Source organism: Methanosarcina sp. (genome assembly GCF_028693135.1).
GTDB lineage: Archaea > Halobacteriota > Methanosarcinia > Methanosarcinales > Methanosarcinaceae > Methanosarcina.
Genome location: NZ_JAQUVZ010000010.1, coordinates 121177 through 127176, shown reverse-complemented (window position 1 = coordinate 127176; position 6000 = coordinate 121177). Strand labels below are relative to the sequence as shown.

The 6000-nt window shown below is 39.4% G+C and carries 8 protein-coding genes and 1 pseudogene; 7 read left to right on the top strand and 2 right to left on the bottom strand.

All coding sequences use genetic code 11. The features are described from left to right. From PHF18_RS07245 to PHF18_RS07235, 3 genes and pseudogenes are all read left to right on the top strand, one after another. A pseudogene (locus tag PHF18_RS07245) lies at window positions 1-287 on the top strand (heavy metal translocating P-type ATPase); the annotation flags it as partial. A gap of 199 nt (window positions 288-486) precedes the next feature. Next, on the top strand, window positions 487-738 hold the full coding sequence (locus PHF18_RS07240) for a hypothetical protein (protein WP_300100389.1): 252 nt from the start codon (window positions 487-489) through the stop codon (window positions 736-738). 58 nt (window positions 739-796) lie between these two features. Beyond that, complete coding sequence (locus tag PHF18_RS07235) at window positions 797-1006, top strand: YwbE family protein (RefSeq protein WP_367279164.1); 210 nt, start codon at window positions 797-799, stop codon at window positions 1004-1006. Between the two features lie 46 nt (window positions 1007-1052). Here the strand turns inward: PHF18_RS07235 and PHF18_RS07230 are convergent, their stop codons facing one another. Both PHF18_RS07230 and PHF18_RS07225 read right to left on the bottom strand, forming a co-directional pair. Next, window positions 1053-1622 (bottom strand): tetrahydromethanopterin S-methyltransferase subunit A, encoded by a 570-nt coding sequence (locus PHF18_RS07230; protein WP_300100383.1) that lies wholly within the window; start codon window positions 1620-1622, stop codon window positions 1053-1055. Window positions 1623-1642: 20 nt separating this feature from the next. Then, window positions 1643-1795 carry a hypothetical protein gene (locus PHF18_RS07225; RefSeq protein WP_300100380.1) on the bottom strand — a complete coding sequence of 51 codons (153 nt, stop codon included), beginning with the start codon at window positions 1793-1795 and terminating at the stop codon, window positions 1643-1645. A gap of 1125 nt (window positions 1796-2920) precedes the next feature. Between PHF18_RS07225 and PHF18_RS07220 the strand changes: the two genes are divergently transcribed. From PHF18_RS07220 to PHF18_RS07205, 4 genes are all read left to right on the top strand, one after another. Next, window positions 2921-3604, top strand: coding sequence for a class I SAM-dependent methyltransferase (locus PHF18_RS07220; protein WP_300100377.1), 684 nt, complete (start codon window positions 2921-2923; stop codon window positions 3602-3604). A gap of 469 nt (window positions 3605-4073) precedes the next feature. After that, entirely contained in the window at window positions 4074-4289 is a 216-nt protein-coding gene (locus PHF18_RS07215) for a CxxC-x17-CxxC domain-containing protein (RefSeq protein WP_300100374.1), read from the top strand. A gap of 477 nt (window positions 4290-4766) precedes the next feature. Next, window positions 4767-5090 (top strand): translation initiation factor eIF-1A, encoded by a 324-nt coding sequence (gene eif1A, locus PHF18_RS07210; protein ID WP_300100418.1) that lies wholly within the window; start codon window positions 4767-4769, stop codon window positions 5088-5090. A 637-nt stretch (window positions 5091-5727) separates the two neighbouring features. After that, a complete protein-coding gene (locus tag PHF18_RS07205) occupies window positions 5728-5928 on the top strand; it encodes a CxxC-x17-CxxC domain-containing protein (RefSeq protein ID WP_048128912.1) in 201 nt (66 codons plus the stop codon). The last annotated feature ends 72 nt before the right edge of the window (window positions 5929-6000 follow it).

Here is a 6000-nt window from a genome sequence, read left to right as displayed (position 1 = left end):
GTACGGATGTAGCAATGGAATCTGCAAAAATAGTGCTTATAAAAAATGACCTGAGAGATGTGGTCGCAGCGCTTAAACTGAGCCGGCTTACCATTAATAAGATCAAGCAAAATCTGGCCTGGGCATTTGGATACAATATGCTGGGCATCCCTATTGCAGCAGGAATCCTGTACCCGATTTTCCTCCGGATTATGATTACGCCGGAACTTGCCGCTGCCTTTATGGCATTGAGTTCAGTTTCTGTTACAACCAATTCCCTGCTAATGAAAAGAAGCAGGATTAAATAAGTTCAGGGCAGATACTTTTGAAGCTTATAAGTTAATTTTGAATTATATAAGTAAAGGTAGATTTAAACAAGAAAACCGCGTGTATGAGGGATTGCTATCCGGACTTTCCTGCATGCGTACTTTAAAAACTCCTCCGACGAACCTGTTGAAGGTTAAGTTTTCGAGAATTCTGAACACTTGGTTGTTTATGGTGAATTATATGGTAAAATTTGGATCCAAAGACAAAAGGGCCAGAGTCGTGCTTCTCTCAAGTATTGCCACCTCGTTAGTGCTAATGAATCTCTTCCTGCTTGGGACTTTATTATCCAACCTGTACCGGGGAGACGTAGCTTACACTCTGGTAGATTCCGCTGCGGGTTCTATTTTCGTTTTTGTGATTACCACGATTATCTCATTGTCCCTCTGGCCTAAGGTAATTGACTGGTTTGAAAGCAGAGAAACAAATAAGTAATGAACATCAATTTTTTAAAAACGTACTGATTTATATAACAATGAATTTACCTTCTTCCATGAACAACGGTTGTATCAGAGCAAATATCAAAGAAGGACTGAAAGTAGGAATTGTCTTAAAACTGGACCAGAGATCCGGAAAAATTACCCAGGGCGTTGTAATGAGAATTTTAACCAATTCTTCAACTCATCCGCATGGAATAAAAGTTCAATTAACGAATGGGCAGGTTGGAAGGGTTAAGGAAATTTATTCAAAAGATGAAGAGTAAGCCTTGTTTGAAATAAGAGGTTTTTCTTACTCAGGCTGTCTTCAACTCATCTTTTCTTTATTTTTGACATCACATTCTGCTTTACCAGTTTTTCGTATTTTTTCCAGCTGTTTTCATTGATTTCGGGCATTGAGATGATGTGAGCTTCGCTTCTTTTCTGCCCGGTGCAGGAATCGATTACTTTCTGGATGGCGGCAGGGTCTTTGTTTCCGACAAGGTCTATAATTTTAATTTCCCTGAGGAAGCGGGAGATTGCAGTCATAGGAATTTCATTTAAGTAGGGCAGGGGAGAATTTGAGCCGGCTATTTTTCTTGAGCCTGCCATTGTGGAAACTCCGTTTTCGGCAAGGGAAATCAGAGATTGACCTGCCCGGTGGGCGCTTTCTGCTCCGCAGACGACCAGGCAGTTTATGTTCGGATTTGCAAGCACATTGGTTATTATCTTTTCAATCCCGAAGTTTTCAGTAAAGCAGGTCCCGCAGATCGTATAGTTCTTAAGTCCCCATGCTGTGTAGTCAGAGGCAAGAGTTACCACAGCTACGCTCGAATTCGTGTCTCCTATTTCGTAGTCTCCGGAAGTTACAGGCCATTCCATATTGTTTTGCTCCTGATTCATAATAGACTCTTTTCTGGAATTCATTCTATAAGTTCTGGTTGGAAAGGGTTTATTTTTTCGATTGAAATCAGAAGGGCTACAGATACGGGTAGAAGTTCGCCATAGACTGTTGCCCTCAGAAGACTGGCAAGGGCAGGGCCAAAGACGTATCCCGGATTTGAGGCAATAGACATCCTGCCATAATTTTTAGTTCTCTGTTCTTCGGAGGTGAGGTCGGCGAGGCATGCGTTGGCAACAGATACCTTTTTTCCCGTAATGCCTTCAAGAGCCCTTGCAAAAACGAGTGCAAGCAGGGGAAGAGTAATCGTAAAAATGCCCCGCAGGTCAGGCCCAGGTCCCTGAATATAAGCTCCAATAAGCTGGAAAGCAGGGTGGGTGGAGGCTTTAAGACGTTTTAATTTCCTTTATTGTTCTTACAGCTTATTTTACCTATTTCCCGGTATACCGAAGAATAATCAAGGATCAAAAGTTACTTTTCTTTTTATGAGGTCCTTTTATGTTTGATAAGGGGATTTAGGTATGCTCTTTATTGAATGTAAATTATGCAGATCTTTTATCAAGGAAAATAAAGCATTATCAAGTTTTAAAAGCATCAATTAGGCCAGATAACCGAATTCTTGCAAAAAGTATACTTATATTCTAATTTTACAATATGAAATTCTAATCCCAAATTGTTTTCCAGGCAAAACGAAACTAAATGCTTTGAAACAATCTCTGGGACTTAAAAGATCTTTAAGAAAATGAAGGAAATAAAGGTCTTTAAAAACGTGAATGAATAAAGGTCTCAAAAAACAGATAGGAACAAATCTCCAAAAAGTAAGTACTCCAAAAACATTGAGATAAACCTGAATGTTAAGGGCATTCCAATCTAAAACGGTGGCATCTGTTGCATCCATATTGATGTCAACGATCCGATTCCTTCCGGAACCTTGCAACAGAAGCCACTGTGTTATCCCGTGAATATATCTTGCGACCTGGACAGGTTGTCACAGGAACGCTGCGGGATTAAAAATCCTGAATAAACCGGTACTGAGGCGGTGTCTCAGTCTGTGTTAACAGGATTCAACCCTTAACAATAAGAATTTTTCAGGTGACACCTGAGGGCGGATTCAGGAGTTGCCTGAAATATCTTTATTGTTTTATTTCCATGTTGTTTTATTTATTTCCAAATTATTCATTTATCTACCCCTTTTATTTTTTCCAGCTCTTTTTCTTCCCTATTTCACGTAAGGCTGGCATCCCAGAGTATTTTATGGGTTTCGAAATGTTCTTTATCCTTTACCTGTATCTGGTTCTATATGTCAAAATTATACTGGGAAACAGTTCCCGGACAGAATATACCCTCAAGTCTTGAGCTTTATCCCGTAGTTCACAGTTATCTACAAGAAGGCTATAAAATTCTTGATTTCGGATGCGGTTTTGGAAAAATTAGCCTTGAGCTTGCTTCCCTGGGATATTCGGTAACAGGGATCGATATAAACATTGAAGCGATCAAGCTTTCAAAAGCTGCTGCAAAAAGCCTGTACTCGGATCGAAAGATAAAAGAGAGGGCTGAATTTAAGGTTGGGGATGCTTCTGATCTTCCTTTCCACGAATCAAGTTTCGATTTTGCAGTCATGCAGGCGTTTTTGACCTCTGTGCCGGATCCGCAGGAAAGAGCCAGGATAATTCAGGAAGCTTTCAGAGTCCTGAAACCAGGGGGTTACCTTTACCTTGTGGAATTCGGGCAGAACTGGCACCTCCAGCTTTACCGAGAGCGTTACCTTCAGGACTTCCCGGTTACAAAAGAAGAAGGTTCTTTCCTTGCCCTTAATCCTGATACAGGAGAGGTTGAATTTATTGCCCATCATTTCTCTGAAAAAGAGCTTGTGTTCCTGCTTGTAGACTACGGGTTTGAGATTGATTATTTCAGGGTTGAAGAGCTTAAAACCAGGACAGGTAACAAAATTAATGGGTTTGTAGTTGTGGCTAAAAAGCTTTAAACCTCAGACTGCCTGCATTCTTTCTATCAGGTACTGAAAAACCTCAAAGCCTTACTTTGGCTTGAATAAACCCATTTCAATCAGGTAAATCTGGTTAATAAGGTCAATCAGGTAAATCTGGTCAATAAGGTCAATCAGGTCAATTATCCGAAAGGAAGCTCAAGTACATATATTCACCAGACACGGGGTAGAGCCTGCTTGACTTATGGACAATAGTCTGAAGGATGACACAGGAAGCCCGTTAAATCTTTAGATTTAGCGGGTAGTTCACATGCGAGGATGACCCTTTTATATGTCTTCCGGTTAATGTGGATTACTTTTATATAACATAAGAGGTTTTTACAATTAGTAAAAATAATGAGACATAATCTGTTATTAAAAACTCGTTTTTTGTTTTTAAATAATAAATTATCTCTTATCATATTTTTATGAAATATGTGTATCCGTTATAAGCGGAGGTGAAATTAAAATGGGTTTTAGTGACAGAGGAAACTCTTACCGGGGTGGCAGCAGAGACGGCAACCGTGGTGGAAGTGGTGGTTTCAGAGGTGGCAACAGCGGTCCCAGAGAAATGCACAAGGTTACCTGTTCTGACTGCGGTGTCGAAACAGAAGTTCCTTTCAAACCAACCGAAGGACGGCCGGTTTACTGTAGAGACTGCCTTCCTAACCACAGGAAGTTCTAAATTCAAATTTCTCACGTAAAGTGTTGTACTGTAACTTATTACACAACACTTACTCCACTTTTTATTCTGTGTTTTTACCTTATATGTGGGTGAAGGGCATCGGAATTCATATATTTCTATAATTTTATTTGTTATGTCATAATAAAACAATTCATAAATCACATATCAGTTAATATTTATTTAGAAGAAGATGGAATTGCTCTGAAGAGTTTTGAAGTAAACCAAGTCATGGGTTATGAACGGATATCCTCCGCCTTCAAAATAGGAGAGTCTCCTGATATTTTGGATTTTCAGGGATTCCAGGTTTTCAGAGGTTTTTTAATTCCTATCTATTTATGAACCTTCACCCCAAAATACATAAAGGAATTGTTGAACACAGTAAAGTCGAAAAAATATGATCTGATAAAATAAATGAGATTTAAACAACTCTAAGTAATAATACAACGAGGAATCAACCTGGCAAACTATAGAAGCAACATAAGAAAAAGAAAAGCAGGAACTGGAGCTGCCGCACCAACTACTCAGGAAGTTACAAGGGTGCGTACCCCGCGCAAGGAAAATCATGAAGTACTGGCAACTGTAGGAAGCCTCCTGGGCTCAAAGAGGGTCAATTTGCAGTGCATGGACGGCGTTGTCCGAATGGGCCGAATCCCTGGATCTAAAAACAAGAAAATGTGGATTCGTGAAGGTGATGTCGTAATTGTCACTCCATGGGAAATTCAGGACTCCAAAGCCGATGTAATATGGAAATACACCAGGCCTCAGGTAGAGTGGCTCGAGCGCAAAGGCTACCTTAAATAACTGTTTGATAAATTAGAAGACTCAATTCACAAAAAATAACTATCTTGATACTATTTGGTTTTAACCAGCGTCACGGTTAAACCTCTCATTCCTCTTTTCAATAATTCTGTTTTATCTTAAAGTTATTTTAAGACTTTCTGTTCTTTTCAGCAACCCTGCTTTATCTCTTCAACTCTCTGTGGTAACAAATTAAGATTGATATACACCGTATCCTTTCAAGGTAAAGGATTGTGGTTTGAAGACAACTGGTTTGTTTTTTATCACAAAATGCCTTATGGACAGCCTACAAAAATGTTGTTTGTAATCTTCGACAAACAGGTTTAAAGATGTGGATTTGGTTCTTATAACCGAAATTTCAGATGAAGTGAATACTTGAAGAAAGCCACTTCCTCGGCAGGTTTTATCCTGATAGGTGGGGGTAGTTCACAAGTAGGTAACTTCATATGGAAAACACTTCTAGTATTTTTTTAATTTTTATGAGTAAAATTTATATAATTTGACTGTATAGTATAAACATTAAAAATAAAGAGATGTATAATCTGTTATTAAAAACTAATTTCTGTTTTTAATCAAAGAGCTCTATACAATCTTATTTTTAAGCAAATGACTATCCGTTGTAAGCGGAGGTGAAAAGAAAATGGCTTTTAATGACAGAAACTCCTTCCGGGGAAGAGACAGTAACCGGGGAGGTTTCGGAGCCCCAAAGGAAATGCACAACGCAATCTGTTCCGACTGCGGTGCTGAAACTCAGGTTCCTTTCAAACCAGATCCCGACAGACCGGTTTACTGCAGAGACTGCCTTCCTAACCATAGGAAGCCCAGAGAAAACCGCTACTAATTTCGAATTCATTCGGAAAATTTCACTTGACAAATTGTGTCCGTTTTGCTTAGCTTGAGCAGGACAAACGGA

Coding starts and splice junctions, on each gene's coding strand:
- PHF18_RS07240 (WP_300100389.1), top strand. CDS start 487: ATGGTAAAATTTGGATCCAAAGACAAAAGGGCCAGAGTCGTGCTTCTC.
- PHF18_RS07235 (WP_367279164.1), top strand. CDS start 797: ATGAACAACGGTTGTATCAGAGCAAATATCAAAGAAGGACTGAAAGTA.
- PHF18_RS07230 (WP_300100383.1), bottom strand. CDS start 1,622: ATGAATCAGGAGCAAAACAATATGGAATGGCCTGTAACTTCCGGAGAC.
- PHF18_RS07225 (WP_300100380.1), bottom strand. CDS start 1,795: ATGTCTATTGCCTCAAATCCGGGATACGTCTTTGGCCCTGCCCTTGCC.
- PHF18_RS07220 (WP_300100377.1), top strand. CDS start 2,921: ATGTCAAAATTATACTGGGAAACAGTTCCCGGACAGAATATACCCTCA.
- PHF18_RS07215 (WP_300100374.1), top strand. CDS start 4,074: ATGGGTTTTAGTGACAGAGGAAACTCTTACCGGGGTGGCAGCAGAGAC.
- PHF18_RS07205 (WP_048128912.1), top strand. CDS start 5,728: ATGGCTTTTAATGACAGAAACTCCTTCCGGGGAAGAGACAGTAACCGG.